The organism is Blastomonas sp. AAP25 (assembly GCF_001295965.1).
Lineage (GTDB): Bacteria > Pseudomonadota > Alphaproteobacteria > Sphingomonadales > Sphingomonadaceae > Blastomonas > Blastomonas fulva.
The window spans coordinates 290,730-304,834 of sequence record NZ_LJHP01000005.1; the positions used below are offsets into that span (position 1 = coordinate 290,730).

General features: G+C 65.5%; 15 protein-coding genes. 9 read left to right on the plus strand and 6 right to left on the minus strand.

Going from position 1 to position 14,105, the window contains the following annotated elements:
• Positions 1 to 3: 3 nt before the first annotated feature.
• Genes IP68_RS06075 through IP68_RS06085 form a run of 3 tightly spaced genes read right to left on the minus strand, consistent with a single transcriptional unit; the run spans position 4 to position 3,235 of the window.
• Complete coding sequence (locus tag IP68_RS06075) at positions 4 to 1,692, minus strand: type II and III secretion system protein family protein (RefSeq protein WP_054134067.1); 1,689 nt, start codon at positions 1,690 to 1,692, stop codon at positions 4 to 6.
• Positions 1,689 to 2,720, minus strand: coding sequence for a Flp pilus assembly protein CpaB (cpaB, locus tag IP68_RS06080; protein WP_054134068.1), 1,032 nt, complete (start codon positions 2,718 to 2,720; stop codon positions 1,689 to 1,691). The genes IP68_RS06075 and cpaB overlap by 4 nt, the downstream gene beginning before the upstream one ends.
• A gap of 41 nt (positions 2,721 to 2,761) precedes the next feature.
• On the minus strand, positions 2,762 to 3,235 hold the full coding sequence (locus IP68_RS06085; RefSeq protein ID WP_054134069.1) for a prepilin peptidase: 474 nt from the start codon (positions 3,233 to 3,235) through the stop codon (positions 2,762 to 2,764).
• A gap of 21 nt (positions 3,236 to 3,256) precedes the next feature.
• Here IP68_RS06085 and IP68_RS06090 point away from each other — a divergent pair, with 21 nt between their 5' ends.
• The 3 genes from IP68_RS06090 (at position 3,257) to IP68_RS19705 (ending at position 5,591) form a co-directional block, all read left to right on the plus strand.
• Positions 3,257 to 4,240, plus strand: a complete 984-nt coding sequence (locus IP68_RS06090; protein ID WP_054134070.1) for an alpha/beta hydrolase — start codon at positions 3,257 to 3,259, stop codon at positions 4,238 to 4,240.
• Positions 4,240 to 5,352, plus strand: coding sequence for an FAD-binding oxidoreductase (locus IP68_RS06095; protein ID WP_054134071.1), 1,113 nt, complete (start codon positions 4,240 to 4,242; stop codon positions 5,350 to 5,352). Before IP68_RS06090 ends, IP68_RS06095 begins: the two co-directional genes overlap by 1 nt.
• Positions 5,353 to 5,414: 62 nt before the next feature.
• Positions 5,415 to 5,591, plus strand: a complete 177-nt coding sequence (locus tag IP68_RS19705) for a YegP family protein (RefSeq protein WP_082382163.1) — start codon at positions 5,415 to 5,417, stop codon at positions 5,589 to 5,591.
• 135 nt (positions 5,592 to 5,726) lie between these two features.
• On the opposite strand, the gene rnhA is transcribed toward IP68_RS19705, so the two are convergent.
• The 3 genes from rnhA to ispH are packed head-to-tail and all read right to left on the minus strand — an operon-like array spanning position 5,727 to position 8,189.
• Entirely contained in the window at positions 5,727 to 6,164 is a 438-nt protein-coding gene (gene rnhA / locus IP68_RS06100; RefSeq protein ID WP_054134346.1) for a ribonuclease HI, read from the minus strand.
• A gap of 58 nt (positions 6,165 to 6,222) precedes the next feature.
• Positions 6,223 to 7,194, minus strand: a complete 972-nt coding sequence (thrB, locus tag IP68_RS06105) for a homoserine kinase (RefSeq protein ID WP_054134072.1) — start codon at positions 7,192 to 7,194, stop codon at positions 6,223 to 6,225.
• On the minus strand, positions 7,194 to 8,189 hold the full coding sequence (ispH, locus tag IP68_RS06110) for a 4-hydroxy-3-methylbut-2-enyl diphosphate reductase (RefSeq protein WP_054134073.1): 996 nt from the start codon (positions 8,187 to 8,189) through the stop codon (positions 7,194 to 7,196). The genes thrB and ispH overlap by 1 nt, the downstream gene beginning before the upstream one ends.
• A gap of 163 nt (positions 8,190 to 8,352) precedes the next feature.
• On the opposite strand from ispH, the gene IP68_RS06115 reads away from it, so the two are divergent.
• From IP68_RS06115 to scpB, 6 genes are all read left to right on the plus strand, one after another.
• Positions 8,353 to 9,033 (plus strand): hypothetical protein, encoded by a 681-nt coding sequence (locus IP68_RS06115; protein ID WP_054134074.1) that lies wholly within the window; start codon positions 8,353 to 8,355, stop codon positions 9,031 to 9,033.
• A gap of 183 nt (positions 9,034 to 9,216) precedes the next feature.
• Positions 9,217 to 10,938 carry an arginine--tRNA ligase gene (argS, locus tag IP68_RS06120; protein ID WP_054134075.1) on the plus strand — a complete coding sequence of 574 codons (1,722 nt, stop codon included), beginning with the start codon at positions 9,217 to 9,219 and terminating at the stop codon, positions 10,936 to 10,938.
• A gap of 59 nt (positions 10,939 to 10,997) precedes the next feature.
• Positions 10,998 to 11,624 (plus strand): SPOR domain-containing protein, encoded by a 627-nt coding sequence (locus IP68_RS06125; protein WP_054134076.1) that lies wholly within the window; start codon positions 10,998 to 11,000, stop codon positions 11,622 to 11,624.
• 31 nt (positions 11,625 to 11,655) lie between these two features.
• Positions 11,656 to 12,663, plus strand: a complete 1,008-nt coding sequence (gene nagZ / locus IP68_RS06130; protein ID WP_054134077.1) for a beta-N-acetylhexosaminidase — start codon at positions 11,656 to 11,658, stop codon at positions 12,661 to 12,663.
• The gene (locus IP68_RS06135) at positions 12,641 to 13,474 is read left to right on the plus strand and encodes a ScpA family protein (protein WP_082382164.1); all 834 of its coding nucleotides are present in this window, start codon (positions 12,641 to 12,643) and stop codon (positions 13,472 to 13,474) included. The genes nagZ and IP68_RS06135 overlap by 23 nt, the downstream gene beginning before the upstream one ends.
• Entirely contained in the window at positions 13,471 to 14,094 is a 624-nt protein-coding gene (scpB, locus tag IP68_RS06140) for an SMC-Scp complex subunit ScpB (protein WP_054134078.1), read from the plus strand. Before IP68_RS06135 ends, scpB begins: the two co-directional genes overlap by 4 nt.
• The last annotated feature ends 11 nt before the right edge of the window (positions 14,095 to 14,105 follow it).

Below are 14,105 nucleotides of genomic sequence, written 5' to 3' on the forward strand. Positions count from 1 at the left end.
GCCTTAGTCGAACGAAAATCCGGGGGTGGCGGCGGCGAGATCGCCGGGTTTGCCACCGTTGCGGGATGAAGCCTTGCCTGATTTGGCATCGCGCTGGGGCTTGGCTGCCGATGAAGGCAGAGCACGCGGCTGGCTGGGCAGGGCGCCGAATTCCGGTGCGCCGCTGCCGCCTTCGGCAGGCGCCACGCTCGGCTTGGGCCGGTCGCCGCCCGAAATGCCGTCCGACTGCTGGCTGTTGATCAACCGCTGCAGATCATCCGGCGTGCGGAAGGCATCGGTGGGCAGCTTGATGTCGTTGGCGTTGACGGGCTTGACCAGATACGGCGTCACCACGATGACCAGCTCGGTCTCGCCCTTGCGGAAGTTGGTGGACTTGAACAGGTTGCCCAGCACCGGAACGTCGCCCAGGCCCGGAGCCTTGTCGACGAGGTTCTGTGAGTTGTTGCTCAGCAGCCCTGCGATCATGAAGCTTTCGCCCGATCCCAGTTCGACCGTCGTTTCCGCGCGGCGGATGGTCAGTGCAGGCACCTGGAAGCCGTTGAGCGTGACCGAGCCTGCCGAGGACAGTTCGGACACTTCGGGCCGTACCCGCATCGAGATCCGGCCGTTGGCCAGCACCGTGGGCGTATAGGCCAGGCTGACTCCGAAGTTCTTGTACTCGATCGTGGTGGTGCCCAGGCCCTGGTTGATCGGGATGGGGAATTCGCCACCCGCCAGGAAGTCTGCGGTTTCGCCCGAAAGCGCGGTCAGGTTCGGCTGCGACAGCGTGGTGATCAGACCGACCTGTTCGGCCAGATCGAATGCGCTGGCGATATCGACACCGAACAGTCGGCCTGCCGCCTGGATCGCGGTCTTGCCGTCGATGCCGTTGAGAAAGCCGGTGGTGCTGCCCCCGGTGACGAACTGGCCGGTGGCAGGGTTGAACGGCAGCGACAGCGTGCCCGCGGGCAGGCCGAACTGGCCGGACGCGTCGATCCGCGGCAGCGTCGTCACATCCAGCGTGTCGCGGATGCTGGCAAAGTTGCGGCTGGCGCGCGAGACGCCGAACTGGAAGCCGCCGGTGAGGTCGCGGGTCAGCAGGTTGGCGCCGATTTCCTTGACCAGCGAACGGCTGACCTCGGCGATGCGCACCTGCAGGTTGACCTGCATCGGGGTGGCGGTCTGCAAGCGGCTGATGACCTTGACGTTGTCTCCGACGAACGCCTGGACAAGCCGTTCGGCCTCGGCGCTGTCGACGGGAGCACCGACGGTGCCGGTGAGCAGCACCACGCCGTTCAGCGTGCTCACGCGCACCTTGGCGTCGGGCATGGCCAGCGTCAGCATCTGGTCGATCGAGTCGAGGTTCGATCCGACCCGCACCGTGGCGGAATAGACCACCTGGCCTGCCGCGTTGCTGGCATAGAGCGTCGTTTCACCGCCCGCCTTGCCGAACACATACAGCTGGCGGGAAGACTTCACCTGCACATCCGCGACGCCGGTATCGGCGACGAACAGATCGGTCATCGTTCCGGGAAGCTGGATCAGCTGGCCGCGCCCGATCGAGAGCACCAGCGTTTCAGCAGGGCGCTGCATCGCCGACTGGGCGTTGGCGGGGCTGCCGGTCATCGGCGCCAGGCCGGTGAGCGAACCCCCCACCGCGACCACGCCGCACAGCAGTGCACCCTTGAGGATATTGGAAAAACGCATGGTCATTTCCCTCCGACCGGAACAACGGTCACATCATTTCCACGCGCGACCCGCACGACCGGGCCCATGGGCACGGACGGGGCGGGGGCGCTGGCAGCAGGTGCACCGGCGGGTATGGGGCCGGCATATTCGGATTGACGGCGACCGCTCGACATCGGCGGAACGCTGCGACGCTGGAAGCGCGAGACATCGCCGCCGGTGACATAGGTCACGTCGGTATCGACCGGGCGGGTGGCGAGCGCCTTGAGGAACTTGTTTTCGGTCTTGCGATCGGCGCCTTCGGGCACAGAGACATCGCCTGCCGCCATCGAGCGTTCGAGCTCGGCCTCGTTGTCCGCGATCGAGCGCAGCGAAAGGCTGAGCGTGCCGATGGTCTGTGCCACCGCGATCTTCTCGGCCAGCTTTGGCGTGGCTTCGACGGTGACGGTGGAGAAGGCGATCACCTCGGTGTTGCCTTCGGCGTTCTCGGCGTTGACGCGCTGGTCGGTGGCGAGGACGCGCAGGTTGCGGATGATGGTTTCGGACGCTTTCAGCGCCGGGCCGCCTTCGCCCTCGACCGACTGGGTCAGGACAAGGTCGACGCGGTCACCGGGAAACACGAAGCCGGCAACGCCGGTGCGGGCCGATACGGGCACGGTGACGGCGCGCATGCCGGGGCCGAGCGCTGCGGCCAGGAAGCCGCGATCGCCCGGCTTGACCAGCGATCCTTGCGTGACCGGCTGTCCGGCGGTGATCGCGTTGCGCACCACGGTGCCCAGCAGCGTTTCGATTTTGGCGCCGTCTTCCAGGAAATAGGCGTTGCTCACCAGCTTGGCGGGCCAGGGCTGGAAGGCGACGCTGTCGGGTGTGATGATGGTACCGACGGGCAGCGAACGATTCGCCACCAGGACGCGGGGGCCGTTGGGCTCTGCCACCTGCACGGCGGCCGTAACCTCCGGCGCGGCCGAGCCGGTGAAAAGGCTTCGGGCCAGAAATGCGGTGCAAAGCGCGACCAGTAGCGCGCCTGCCAGCAGGATGACTTTCCGTTTATCCATGACGTTGATGGCCCCCAAAGTCCTTCAGAATGCTGATCTTCTCAGGCAAAATGGTTAAAAAAGCGTTCGCCAACCGGCCAAAGCGCCGCAATTGCGATGGCAACGCCATATGGCACTTCGGGCTGACCCAGCTTTCGGTGCATTTTGTGTTCGATCAGGATGATGACGGTGAGCACCGCGCCGATCAGCGACATCGCGATCGCTACCTTTGCCATGACCCCCCAGGGGAACCACAGCGCGATCGCGCCCAGCAGCTTGACATCGCCGCCGCCCATCGCGCCCAGCGCGAACATCAGGGCAAAGAAGATGAACACGCCCGCGCCCAGCGCCAGCTGCATCGCCACATCGGGCCACAGCGAAAGACCGCAGGCCCACCAGAACAGCGGCGCGCCAAGCGCGATGGCGGCATTGAGCCAGTCCTCGATCTCGCGCCGCACGATGTCGGTATAAGCCGCGTGCAACAGCGCGATTGCCAACATGGCCAGCAGACCGTAGACGAAAGGCATGTTTTCCATGGGAACTGGCGTATAGCGGCGATGACTTACCAAAAAGTAACCATTGATCGGCGCGCCATTCCTGACGATGCGGTCGAAAGCCACTGGACCGCCGCAGACGGCTGGAAGCTGCGCCGGATCGACATGATGGCTCAGGGCCCTGCGCGCGGGTCGATCCTGTTCATGCCGGGCCGCGGCGATATCTACGAAAAATATATCGAGACGCTGGCGCACTGGCAGGCGCAGGGGTGGAACGTCACATCTGCCGACTGGCGCGGGCAGGGCGGCAGCGGTCGCATGTCCGATCACCAATATGTCGGGCATATCGAGGATTTCGCCCACTGGATCGATGACATTTCGGGCCTCTGGGCTGAATGGTCGGCCTCGCGCCCCGGCCCGCACGTCGTTGTCGGCCATTCGATGGGTGGGCATCTGATCGCGCGCGCGATCCAGGAAAAGCGGATCGATCCAGTGGCCGCGGTGCTGAGCGCGCCGATGCTGGGGCTGAAGGGGCTGGGCCTGCCGATGTCCTTCGGGCACCTCGTCACCCGGATGATGCGCCGAATGGGACGTCCCGAGCGCCCCGCCTGGAAGGTGAGCGAAAAGCCCGCTTCGCCGCTCGCGATCCGCCAGACGTTGCTGACCCACGACAATGACCGCTATGCTGACGAGCTGTGGTGGTGGGGAGAGCGCCCCGAGCTGGTGATGGGACCGGCGAGCTGGCACTGGGTCGAGCGCGCGTATGAATCGAACATCCGCCTCAACGCGCCCGGCCAGTGGGAAAAGCTGCGCATCCCGATGCTGCTGATCGGCACCAGCGCGGACCAGCTGGTCGACAACAAGGCGACGCTGGCCGCTGCGGCGCGCATTCCCGGCGCCGAGTTGCTCGCCTTCGGGCGCGAGGCCAGGCACGAGGTGCTGCGCGAGGTGGATCCCATCCGCGATCAGGTGCTGCAGACGATTGACGACTTCCTGGAGCGCAAGGTGGCCGGGACCGCGACCGAAAGGGTCGGAGCAGCCGCCTGATGCCGGATTATGATGTCGTCATCATCGGCGCCGGGATCGCCGGGGCCAGCCTTGCTGCGGAAATCGCACCCCACTGCCGGGTGCTGATCGCCGAGGCAGAGGATCGCCCGGGTTATCATTCCACCGGTCGCTCGGCAGCCTTCTGGGCGGAAAGCTATGGCGGGCCGCAGGTGCAGCCGCTGACCACGGCGTCGGGCCCCTGGCTGCATTCGCCTCCGCCGGGCTATGGCGAGCGCAGTTTTCTTGGGCCGCGCGGATCGCTGACGCTGGCGCGCCGCGACGAGCTGGCGCTGCTCGATGCCTTCGAGGCCGAGTTCGCAGGCTCGGGCGTGCGGATGGAGCGCCGCGACAGGGCAGCGCTCGATGCGATGCTGCCCGGGCTGGCCGCCGATATCGTCGCGGGTACCTATGAGCCCGATTGCCAGGACATCGATGTCGGCGGGCTGCATCAGGCCTATCTGGCGGTCGCGCGCCGCGCGGGAGCGGCGATCGCTTTGCGCGCGCCGCTGGTCGGCGCGGTGCACGCGTCGGGCAGCTGGACGCTGACGCTGGGCGAGCAGCAGGTAACGGCGGCAAAGCTGGTCGATGCCGCCGGAGCCTGGGCCGATCCGGTGGCGGAACGCGCAGGCGTTCGACCGCTGGGCGTCCGACCCTATCGCCGTACCGTGATCCAACTGCGCACCGCGCCTGCTGCGTCTGCCGACCTGCCGCTGACACTGGGCGTGCGCGGCGATTATTACTTCAAGCCCGAGGCCGGACGCCTGTGGCTCAGCCCGCATGACGAAACCCCCGAAGAGCCCGGCGACACCGCGCCCGACGAGCTGGACATGGCGCTCGCCATCGACCGTTTCGGCCAGGTGATGGACTGGCGGATCGAGGCGGTGGAGCATCGCTGGGCAGGCCAACGCAGCTTCGCGCCCGACAGGCTGCCGCTGATCGGCTTTGCCGCGGACAATCCCTGCTTCTTCTGGTTTGCAGGCCAGGGCGGCTTCGGCATCCAGACTGCGCCTGCCGCCGCCAAGCTGGCCGCCGCCATCCTGCTGGGTATCACTCCCGATGCGATGCTGCGCGCGGTGGATGCGCAATTGTATAATCCCGCACGGCTGGGGTGAGAATGCTGGCACGTGATTGACTTAGGTTATAATCTCTCACTCGGTTTGAGGGAGTCGAGTCGATGGCGCACAGTTTTGAGATCTACAAGGACAAGGGCGGCGAATTCCGGGTGCGGTTCAAGTACAATTCGGAAGTGATGTTCTCGACCGAAGGCTATGCCAGCAAGGCATCCGCCAAGAACGCGATCGAATCGATCAAGAAGAACGGGCCCGAAGCGCCGATCGAAGACAACAGCTGACGCGTCTGGTCATTCGCCGTGATCGTCATTCCCGCGAACGCGGGAATCCCGCTTTTTTGCAGCGATCGTAGACAAGCGGGACCCCCGCGTGCGCGGGGGTGACGGCAGATTGAGCCTTGGATCAGTCCTGACCTGTCAGCGCCCGATGGCCATTGCCGCAGCGCTCGCCAGCTGGTCGGCGCGCTCATTTTCGGGGTGGCCGGCATGGCCCTTGACCCAGCGCCAGTCGATCTGGTGACGCGATACTGCGGCAATCAGCTCGTGCCAAAGGTCCGCGTTGCGTACGGGCTTTTTCGAGGCGGTCTTCCAGCCGTTGCGCTGCCAGCCATCGACCCATTTGGTGATGCCGTCCTTCACATAGGTGCTGTCGGTATAGAGGACGACCTTGCACGGCTCGATCAGCAGTTCGAGTGCGCGGATCGCGGCGGTCATCTCCATGCGATTGTTGGTGGTGTCCGGCTCGCCGCCCGAAAGCTCCTTTTCGTGCTTGCCATAGCGGATGATCGCCCCCCAGCCGCCGGGGCCGGGATTACCCTTGCACGCGCCGTCGGTAAAGATTTCGACCGTTTTCATGTCCATTCAACCATCGTCTCGATCTGCTCCGGACCCGTTCCATCCCACCCGGCGGCGATCAGGCAAACAGCCTGGCGTTGGCCGGGTCCGAATAGAATGCCAGCCGCCGGGCGAACGCCATGGGGTCCTTGCGGGTGACCAGGGCGTCGGCCGGGGTGTTGATCCAGTCATACGCGCGGCTCAATGTAAAACGCAACGCTGCGCCGCGTGCCAGAATGGGAAGCGCCGCAGTTTCGGCATCGTTGAGCGCAAGTCGGCTGCGATAGCCCTGCAGTAATGCGTCCGACAAGCCGGTGTCGAAATTGCGCCCGTCATTGCTGAAACACCACGCGCTGTGCGTGATCGCCAGATCATAGGCGCGCGCATCGGTACACGAGAAATAAAAGTCGATCAGCCCGCTGACCCGGTCGCCCAGCATCAGCACATTGTCGGGAAACAGATCCGCATGGATCACCGATTGCGGCAGATCGCTGGGCCAGTGCGCTTCCAGATCGCTCAGCGCGGTGCTCACCATCTGCTCGAGTCCGGGGTCGATCTGCTGCCATTGGCCGGCGCAGCGCTCGGCCAGATCGCGCCAGGCGGCCAGCCCCATGCTGTTGGGGCGGGTGCCGGAAAAATCCGCGACCGCCAGATGCAGGTCAGCAAGCGCGATGCCGGCAGCGCTCGCCTGCGCAGGCGTCGGCGCGCTGAGCGAAATGCCTTCGAGGAACTCGATCAGGCAGGCCGGGCGTCCGGCAAGCTCCCTGATCTGCACGCCCTGCCGGTCGGCAATCGCACGCGGCACGCGGCAGCCGCGCATCGCCAGATGATCGAGCAACGCCATGAAGAACGGCAGATCGCCCGGATCGACGCGCTTTTCATACAGCGTCAGGATAAAGCGGTGGCCATCTTGGCCGCCGCGCGTCTCGACCAGAAAGTTGCTGTTCTCGACGCCCTCGGCGATGCCCTTGAAACTGATCAGCTCGCCGGTGTCATAGTCGTCCAGAAACCGCGCCATCATCTCGGCGCTGACATGGGTATAGACAGCCATCAGGCAGCATCGGCCTCAGCTGCAAGCGCGCGGGGCAGCTTGAAGGTGATGCGCTCGTCCACGGTCTTGACGCGCTCCTCTTTGACATCGAAATGCCGCCCGAGCAGGTCGACGACCTCGCGCACCAGGATTTCCGGGGCAGAGGCACCTGCGGTGAGACCCAGGGTGTTCACCCCGTCAAACCAGCGCAGTTCGATTTCCTGCGCGCGCTGGATCAGCATGGCGCGGGTGCCCTCGCGCTCGGCAACCTCGACCAGCCGCAGCGAGTTCGAGCTGTTGGGCGCGCCGATGACCAGCACCAGATCGCAATCATCGGTCATCACCTTGACCGCCGCCTGGCGGTTGGAGGTGGCATAGCAGATATCCTCGCCCTTGGGCCCGACGATCGCGGGGAAGCGCTGGTGCAATGCGGCGACGATTTCTGCGGTGTCATCGACCGACAGCGTGGTCTGGGTGAGGAACGCCAGCTTGGTCTCGTCGGCCACCTGCAAATTGGCGACATCCTCGACCGTCTCGACCAGCGTCATGTTGCCGGGCTCGACCTGGCCGAAGGTGCCGATCACCTCGGGATGACCCTTGTGGCCGACAAAGATGATGTGCCGTCCGGCCTCGACCTGGCGTTCGGCCTGGCGGTGAACCTTGGAGACCAGAGGGCACGTGGCATCGAGATAGTTGAGCCCGCGCTCGGCGGCCTTGTGGGGGACCGCCTTGGGCACGCCATGCGCGGAAAACACCACCGGTACGCCATCGGGCACCTCGTCGAGTTCTTCGACGAACACCGCGCCCTTGGCCTTGAGGCTATCGACCACGAACTTGTTGTGGACGATCTCGTGCCGGACATAGACCGGTGCGCCATATTTGTGCAGCGACAGCTCGACGATCTCGATCGCGCGGTCGACCCCGGCGCAAAATCCGCGGGGAGAGGCGATCTTGATCAGCAGCGGCGGCTTGACCGCGGGAGAAGCATTGGCCGGGGTGGGGGCGGTTTCGGTCATGTTCAGATTGGCTTTCGTAATTCCGCATCCGTCTTAGGGGATGCGGGGCGCGGTGTGAAGCATATCCCGTGCGATCGGCAGGCGAAGAATCTGGTCGTTGCGCTGAAACCCAACGGCAGATAAGGAGCGATGCACTGTGGCCTCGAAGGATTTTTGTTTGAACATGCCCATTCTGCCCAAGAAATCGTCCCCCAAGGCATCCCTGGCTGCCGTTATGGGAACCGGGCTTGCGCTGCTCAGCCTTTCGGCCTGTGCGGAGAAGAACCAGCTGGTGGTGGATTCCGGCGTCGGCGTGGCATCGACGCTGAGCGCCTGCCCCAACACCGCCATCCCCGAGCACACCGGCGATGTCACGATCTTCAACCCCGCCAGCAGCCGCGATGCAAGCGCGATCGACGTGGTGGCAACGATCACCAATGTTCGCCCTGCGTGCGATGAAACCGGCGCGGAAATCTATGCGACCGCCAGCTTCGACGTCCAGGCGCGGCGCAGCGACAACCGCGGCCAGCGCACCGTGACGCTGCCCTATTTCTCCACCGTCATGCGCGGCGGCAACACCGTGGTCGCCAAGCGGCTGGGTTCGGTGACGCTGAACTTTGCCGATGGCTCCTATCGTGCCGAAGCCAAGGCATCGGGCGCGGGCTATATCAACAAGGCGGCAGCGACGCTGCCCGAGGACATCCGCGAGCGCATCACCCGCAAGCGCAAGTCGGGCGATCCCGATGCCGCGATCGATCCGCTGTCGGTTCCCGAAGTGCGCAGCGCGCTCCAGCGGACCAGCTTTGAACTGCTGATCGGCTTCCAGCTGACGCAGGACCAGCTGCAGTACAACGCGACGCGATGAGGCTGCATTGACCCCTCTCCCTTCACGGGAGAGGAACAGCTTCACGCAGTGAAGCAGGCAGAGGGCTGGGAGCACGACCGGTGTCTGGCTTCCCCTCTCCAACTCCGCCTAGGCAGCAGGCTGCCAAGGCTTCGTATCCTCTCCCCTGAAGGGAGAGGAGTGATGCGATCAGGGCCAAAAATCATGACACTCTATACCCGTTTCACCCAACATCTGCACACCGCGCTCGACGCGTTGGAGGCCAGCGGCGTCCTGCCTGCGGGGCTGAACCGCGGCGCGCTGACCGTCGAGCCGCCGCGCGATCCTGCGCATGGCGATCTTGCAACTAACGCCGCGATGGTGCTCGCCAAGCCTGCGGGCACCAATCCGCGCGCGCTCGCTGAAGCGATCAGCGCCGAACTGGGCAAGGTGGACGAGGTCACCGCGGTCGAGATCGCCGGGCCCGGGTTCCTGAACCTGCGGCTCGCGCCCTCGGCCTGGATCGAGGAACTTCACGCCATCGCCGCAGCGGGCGCGGATTATGGCCGCTCGGAGCAGGGCAAGGGCATCACGGTCAACATCGAATATGTCTCTGCCAACCCGACCGGCCCCATGCACATGGGCCATTGCCGCGGCGCGGTCGTGGGCGATGCGCTGGCGACATTGCTCGAATATTCAGGCTACAAGGTCATCCGCGAATATTATGTCAACGATGCCGGTGGCCAGGTCGATACTTTGGCCCGGTCGGTGCACCTGCGCTATCGCGAGGCACTCGGCGAGACGATCGAGATTCCCGAGGGGCTATATCCTGGAGATTATCTGATCCCGCTTGGCCAGAAGCTGGCAGCGGAATTTGGAGACCGTTACGCTGCTGCGCCCGAGGCTGACTGGCTGGTGCTGTTCCGCACCCGCGCGGTTGCCGACATGATGGACATGATCCGTGCCGACCTGGCGCTGCTCGGCATCCATCACGACCTGTTCTCTTCGGAAGCCGCGGTGCTGGCTGCGGGCAAGCCCGAAGCGGCTGAAGCCGAACTGCGCGCGCGCGACCTGGTCTATGACGGGGTGCTTGAAGCGCCCAAGGGCAAGGTGATCGAGGACTGGGAGCCGGTGACGCTGCCGCTGTTCCGGTCGACCCGTTTCGGCGATGATCAGGACCGGCCGATCCGCAAGTCGGACGGCAGCTGGACCTATTTCGGCATCGATCTCGCCTATCACTTCCAGAAGCTGCAAAGCGCCGATGAGCTGATCGATATATGGGGTGCGGACCATGCCGGGACCGTCAAGCGGATCAAGGCTGCGGTCGCGGCGCTGACCAACGGCACCGGCACTTTCGACGTCAAGCTGGTGCAGATGGTCAAGCTTTTGCGCGATGGCGAGCCGGTCAAGATGTCGAAGCGGTCGGGCAGCTTTGTCACGATCGCCGATATGGTCGAAGAGGTCGGCAAGGATGCCGTTCGCTTCACCATGCTGACGCGCAAGGCAGACGCGCAGATGGACTTCGATTTCGCCAAGGTGGTCGAGGCGTCGAAGGACAATCCGGTGTTCTATGTGCAGTATGCGCATGCGCGGATCCACTCGATCATGCGCAAGGCGCAGGCCGAAGGGCTCAGCGCATCGCCGGAACATCTCGAACTGCTGGGCGCAGAAGAGCATGCGCTGATCGCACTGGCGGCGCAGTTCCCGCGCATCGTCGAATCGGCGGCGTCGAACCGCGAGCCGCACCGCATCGCCTTTTATCTCGGCGATCTGGCCGCGGCTTTCCACGCCTTCTTCAACCTGGGCAATGACAGGCCAGACAAGCGTATCGTTATGACGCATGACGCCGCCACCAGTTCTGCAAGGCTTTTCATGGTCAGCAATATCGGGCAAGTCATTGCCAACGGTCTGGCGCTGATGGCGGTGGAGGCGGCTACGCAGATGTAGCCTGCCGGGGATGCCAGGGCAGACCTTACCGAACTGGCGTGTCTGATGGGGCGACAAGAATGAGCAATCGGCTGGATGATGGCATGGACGATACTCTGAGGGATCAGCCTTTGGGGCTGGATGCCGATGACGACCGGTTGCCCTGGCTCGAATCCGCCGATGACGCGCCGTCCGGCGATGGCTCGGCGGGCAAGATCATCGGCTTCGTGCTGCTCGGGCTGGTGGGTCTGTCGATCGTGCTGGCGGCGATCTACTGGATCGGCGGCGATGGCGGCGCACCCGAGGGCGACGGCAGCCTGATCGCCGCGCCGCAGGGCGACTACAAGGTCCGCCCCAAGGACAAGCAGGAGCAGCAGGTCGAAGGCACTGGCGATGCGAGCTTCGCGGTCAGCCAGGGCGAACAGCCGCAGGGCCAGCTGGCCGATGCGGCAGGCGCACCGCCGCCTGCGGGCAGCGCGCTGGTGCAACTGGGCGCCTATACCGACGAGGCCAGCGCGATCGCGGGATGGGCAACGCTCAGCCAGCGGCACGAGGTATTGGGCGGGCTCAACCGCCGGATCGTCCAGGCCACGGTGGATGGCGGCACGGTGTTCCGTCTGAGCGCGGTGCTCGACAGCCCCGGCAGTGCAGCTTCGGTGTGCGACCAGCTCAAGAAAGCTGGGCAAAACTGCCTGGTGGTGCGTTGATTTCACCGCCGCTTTTGGCGACACTGTTTCCATGAAACCCGTAATTTTCGGCCTGGCCGGTCTGACGATCGCGCCCGATGAACGCGCCTTTTTTGCCGAGAGCGTTCCTGCAGGCTATATCCTGTTCGGCCGCAACATCGACAATCGCGAGCAACTGCGCGCGCTGACCGACGATCTGCGCGCGCTTCACGGCGATGACCGGCTGCCGATCCTGATCGATCAGGAGGGCGGACGGGTCAGCCGCATGAAGCCGCCGCACTGGCTGTCCTTCCCGCCCGGCGCCGCGTTCGACCGGCTGTACGACATCGCGCCCGCAAGCGCGATCGAGGCCGCACGGATCAACGCCGAGGCGCTGGCGCTGGATCTGGCCGAGGTCGGCATCACCGTCGATTGCCTGCCTTTGCTCGATGTCGCGATCCCCGGCGGCACGCCTGCGATCGGCGACCGGGCACTTGGCCAGGAGCCGATGCGCGTCGCAGCCTTGGGCCGTGCGGTGCTCGACGGGTTGAAGCGCGGCGGCGTGCTGGGGACGATCAAGCACATGCCCGGCCACGGCCGCGCAATGGTCGACAGCCATATGGAGCTGCCCCGCGTCACCGCCAGCGACGAAGAGCTCGAGCAGGACATCGCTCCGTTCCGCGCGCTCAGGACCGCCGAGATCGGCATGACCGGGCACATATTGTTCGAAGCCTGGGATGCCGAGCGTTGCGCCACGCTGTCGCCGACCATCATCGAGACCGTCATCCGCCAGCGCATCGGTTTCGACGGGCTGCTGCTGAGCGATGATCTCGACATGAAGGCGCTGGCGGGTGAGGTGCCCGACCGCGCTGCGCGTGCGGTTGCGGCGGGGTGCGACATCGCGCTCAACTGCTGGGCGCGGATGGACGAGATGATCGGCATCGCCGATGCGCTTCCCGATATCTCGGACGCCTCGCGCGCCCGGCTGGACCGTGCCCGCGCCGCGATCAATCCGGTGCACGACTGGTCGCACCAGGCGGAGCTGCTCGCCCGGCGCGATGCGCTGCTGGCGCTGGTGTGACGGGGGCGTGAGCGCAGCGGACACCACGATCGCCCCCCCGGACGGCGATTACCTGTTCTTCAGCGAGCCCGTTCCCGCCGCGACCGCCGCGGCCGAGGCGCTGCTGATCGATGTCGATGGCTGGGAAGGCCCGCTCGATCTGCTGCTTGATCTGGCGCGGCGGCAGAAGGTCGATCTCAGGCAAATCTCGATCCTCGATCTCACCAACCAGTATCTGGGCTTCATCGAGAGCGCGACCAGCCTGAAGCTGGAGCTGGCGGCGGACTATCTGGTGATGGCGGCGTGGCTCGCCTATCTCAAATCCGCGCTGCTGCTGCCGGGCGACCCCGAGGTCGAGCCTTCGCCCGAGGAACTCGCGCTGCGGCTGCAATTGCGGCTGCAGCGGCTGGCGGCGATGCGCGAGGCGGCGGCGCGGCTGCTGGGGCGCGACCGGCTGGGGCGCGATGTCTTCGTGCACGGGCAGGGCGAAGGGCTGCGGCTGCTCACCAGAACGCGGCACGACTGCTCGCTGTTCGATCTGCTCACCGCTTATGGCCGGGTGAAGCAGCGCAGCGAGCCGGTTGTGCACATGGTCAAGTCGCGCCGGGTGATGACGCTGGAAGACGCGCTGGCGCGGCTGTCGTACATGCTGGGGACTGCGCTCGAGTGGACCGATCTGCGCAGCTTTCTGCCCGAAGGCGCACCTGCCGACCTCACCCGCTCGGCGACAGCCTCGACCTTTCTGGCGCTGCTCGAGCTGGCGCGGCAAGGGCGGGTCGAGCTCGCGCAGGAAGAGGCGTTCGCGCCGCTGAAGGTGCGCAGGGCGCCGTGAGCGAGGTCGACCCTGTCGTGCGCGCGGTCGAGGCAGCGCTGTTTGCAGCGCAGGAGCCGCAAAGCGCCGAGGATCTGGCTGCGCATATCGGCAGCGACGCCGACATTGCAGGCGCGCTCCAGGCGCTGCAGGCGGACTATGCCGGGCGGGGGATCGAACTCGTCGAGCGCGGCGGGCGCTGGCATTTCCAGACCGCACCCGATCTTGCCTGGCTGCTGCGCCGCGAGACCGAGCAGACCCGCAAGCTGTCGCGCGCGGCGACCGAGACGCTGGCGATCATCGCCTATCACGAGCCGGTCAGCCGCGCCGAGATCGAGGCGATTCGCGGCGTACAGGTCAGCAAAGGCACCATCGATGTGCTGATGGAGGAGGGCTGGATCACGCCGGCGGGCCGCCGCGAAGTCCCCGGAAGGCCGCTGATCTACGCAACCACCCCGGGCTTCCTCACCCATTTCGGGCTCACCAGCCGGCGCGATCTGCCGGGGCTGGAGGATCTGCGCGCAGCGGGCCTGCTCGACCCGGTCGATCTGGCGCTGGAAGGCGCGCTGGCGACGGATGACACCGACCACTCGTCGGATGAATCGGATTCATTGCTGGAAAACCATGAGGATCAGGCCTAGATAGCCCGCAG

Coding starts and splice junctions, on each gene's coding strand:
- IP68_RS06085 (WP_054134069.1), bottom strand. CDS start 3,235: ATGGAAAACATGCCTTTCGTCTACGGTCTGCTGGCCATGTTGGCAATC.
- argS (WP_054134075.1), top strand. CDS start 9,217: ATGACACTCTATACCCGTTTCACCCAACATCTGCACACCGCGCTCGAC.
- IP68_RS06125 (WP_054134076.1), top strand. CDS start 10,998: ATGAGCAATCGGCTGGATGATGGCATGGACGATACTCTGAGGGATCAG.
- rnhA (WP_054134346.1), bottom strand. CDS start 6,164: ATGAAAACGGTCGAAATCTTTACCGACGGCGCGTGCAAGGGTAATCCC.
- IP68_RS06095 (WP_054134071.1), top strand. CDS start 4,240: ATGCCGGATTATGATGTCGTCATCATCGGCGCCGGGATCGCCGGGGCC.
- nagZ (WP_054134077.1), top strand. CDS start 11,656: ATGAAACCCGTAATTTTCGGCCTGGCCGGTCTGACGATCGCGCCCGAT.
- IP68_RS06115 (WP_054134074.1), top strand. CDS start 8,353: ATGCCCATTCTGCCCAAGAAATCGTCCCCCAAGGCATCCCTGGCTGCC.
- IP68_RS06090 (WP_054134070.1), top strand. CDS start 3,257: ATGACTTACCAAAAAGTAACCATTGATCGGCGCGCCATTCCTGACGAT.
- cpaB (WP_054134068.1), bottom strand. CDS start 2,720: ATGGATAAACGGAAAGTCATCCTGCTGGCAGGCGCGCTACTGGTCGCG.
- IP68_RS19705 (WP_082382163.1), top strand. CDS start 5,415: ATGGCGCACAGTTTTGAGATCTACAAGGACAAGGGCGGCGAATTCCGG.
- IP68_RS06135 (WP_082382164.1), top strand. CDS start 12,641: ATGCGCTGCTGGCGCTGGTGTGACGGGGGCGTGAGCGCAGCGGACACC.
- ispH (WP_054134073.1), bottom strand. CDS start 8,189: ATGACCGAAACCGCCCCCACCCCGGCCAATGCTTCTCCCGCGGTCAAG.
- thrB (WP_054134072.1), bottom strand. CDS start 7,194: ATGGCTGTCTATACCCATGTCAGCGCCGAGATGATGGCGCGGTTTCTG.
- IP68_RS06075 (WP_054134067.1), bottom strand. CDS start 1,692: ATGACCATGCGTTTTTCCAATATCCTCAAGGGTGCACTGCTGTGCGGC.